Consider the following 2,043-nt stretch of genomic DNA (forward strand, 5'->3'; position numbering starts at 1 on the left):
AGAGTGGATGGAGCGGTTCCATGGCGTGGCGACGCACTACCTGAAGAACTACTTGGGTTGGCGCCGGATGCTGGAGCGTTACGGGAGGGGGGGGGGAATATCAAAGCCTGTTTGCATGAGGCGCTGGGGCGCCCCATGCAACACGTAATTGGGACATAGCCTTTTCTATTGGCGGCAGGCGGGAGTATGATCGCCGCCTTGCACCAAAGGGGAGCTCAAGTGGCCAATATTCTCGTGTTCGACTCCGGTATGGGTGGCCTGACCATCTACCGCGAGATCCGCCGCGTTCTGCCGGCACACAACTATTTCTACTGCTTCGACAACGCCAACTTCCCCTATGGTGAATTGAGTGAGCCCGCCCTGATTGCTGCCTGCACCCGCTTGGTGACCACCATGGTGGCCCGTCATCAGATCGATCTGGTGGTGATTGCCTGCAACACGGCCAGCACCATATCGCTGCCGGCCCTGCGCGAGGCTCTGGATATTCCCGTGGTGGGGGTGGTGCCAGCTATCAAGCCCGCCGCCGCGCAGACTCGCAACGGTTGTATTGGTCTGCTGGCCACACCGGGAACCGTCAGCCGCGACTATACCCACGAACTGATCGCCCAGTTTGCCCCCGGCAAGCGGGTGCTGCTCAAGGGCACCACCGAGCTGGTCATAGAAGCCGAACACAAGCTGGCGGGCCTGCCGGTCAATATGGCGCTGCTGCGCGAGGTATTGGTCGACTGGCTGGAAGGGGAAGAGCAGCCGGATACGCTGGTGCTTGGTTGCACTCACTTCCCGCTACTCAATGAAGAGATTGGGCAACTGATGCCGCAATGCCAGCTTATTGACTCGGGCAGTGCCGTTGCCAAACGGGTGGCCTGGTTGCTGAGCAATGGCGGGCACGCCGCCGTGCAGCCTGTACATATAGAAGAGGTGATTGCCAGGGCTTACTGTACCCGGCTGGATGGGGAGGCCCAAAAACTGACAGCCCCCTTGCAAGCATGGGGGCTGTCATCACTGGAAGAGGTGAGGTACTGACGAGCGGTTAGACGTCAGCTTCGCTACCTTCCCTTTCCTCTTTATCACGTTTGTCATTCGCTTCACGTACCTTGAGGGTGCGCTGCTGGTACTCTTTATCATTCAAAGCGGCAATCGCCTTGGCGGCATCGGCGGCGGGCATCTCCACGAAACCGAAACCTCTGCGCTTACCGGTTGCCTTGTCTTTCATCAACCGTACGGAAATGACCTGGCCCTGTTCGGCAAACAATTCGCGCACTGCAATCTCGTTGGCGCGATAGGGCAGGTTGCCTACATATAAGGTGCAAGTCTCCTGATTGGCGATCGACTCGGCGACATTGGCCGGGGTTCGCTTCAGGAACAGCGGTACCACGAAACCGCCGATGGCCAGACCTGCTGCAAAAATCACTTCCGCTTTCAAAGAGAACTGCAGGGCCTGGGCAACCAGGTAGCCAACCACTGCCAATACCAGAGCAAGGATTGCGGCCTGCATATATACGGGAAACTTGGATAAATTCATCTTAAAAGACCTTTTGTAAATGAAAGCAAAAAAGGTGCAACACTATATTCACCTCCATGGTAACCAGCTTTCCTGATTGGCGCTACCATGGACCACTCGGGAGAGGTTATCGGCTCCAGTATGGCATTCCCAGGGTCACTGAAGGCGACATAAATGACGCTAAAATGGGAGTGAAATAACCGGATTGTGGATAACATTGTATATATACACTGAATAAGCTGTTTCTAATTGAATAATTTGAAATTTTCGTGATTTTCTTCAAAAAAAGTCTTGTCATCGCAGCTCGGCTCCCTATAATGCGCCCCTACCAGCACGGCGGAACACGCCGAACTGATGAGCCAGCTTCCTTGTGAAGCCGGCGCCGAAAGAAAAGCGAAAACAATCGCTTGACTTTCGAAGTGAGAAGCGTAATATGCGCCTCCTCAGCGCGACAAGCGTGACGCTCTTTAACAATTTGAATCAAGCAATCTGTGTGGGCACTCACAGCATCGAGCATCAAAAACAATTTTTGATTTTCAATG

The 2,043-nt window shown here is 54.6% G+C and carries 3 protein-coding genes and 1 pseudogene; 2 read left to right on the forward strand and 2 right to left on the reverse strand.

Features of this window, described 5'->3' with window-relative positions; genetic code table 11:
• A pseudogene (locus AB5Y92_RS00910) lies at positions 1-159 on the forward strand (IS1595 family transposase); the annotation flags it as partial.
• Between the two features lie 60 nt (positions 160-219).
• Positions 220-1,023 (forward strand): glutamate racemase, encoded by an 804-nt coding sequence (murI, locus tag AB5Y92_RS00915; RefSeq protein ID WP_164535768.1) that lies wholly within the window; start codon positions 220-222, stop codon positions 1,021-1,023.
• A 7-nt stretch (positions 1,024-1,030) separates the two neighbouring features.
• Here murI and AB5Y92_RS00920 read toward each other — a convergent pair whose 3' ends face one another.
• Positions 1,031-1,522 carry an RNA-binding protein gene (locus AB5Y92_RS00920; RefSeq protein ID WP_033138874.1) on the reverse strand — a complete coding sequence of 164 codons (492 nt, stop codon included), beginning with the start codon at positions 1,520-1,522 and terminating at the stop codon, positions 1,031-1,033.
• A 304-nt stretch (positions 1,523-1,826) separates the two neighbouring features.
• Positions 1,827-2,043, reverse strand: a 217-nt coding sequence (locus tag AB5Y92_RS00925; RefSeq protein WP_368225180.1) for a hypothetical protein, incomplete at its 5' end; no start/stop codon positions are given.

Origin of the sequence: Aeromonas sp. R1-1 (genome assembly GCF_040908495.1) — a bacterium.
Taxonomy (GTDB): Bacteria; Pseudomonadota; Gammaproteobacteria; order Enterobacterales; family Aeromonadaceae; genus Aeromonas; species Aeromonas veronii.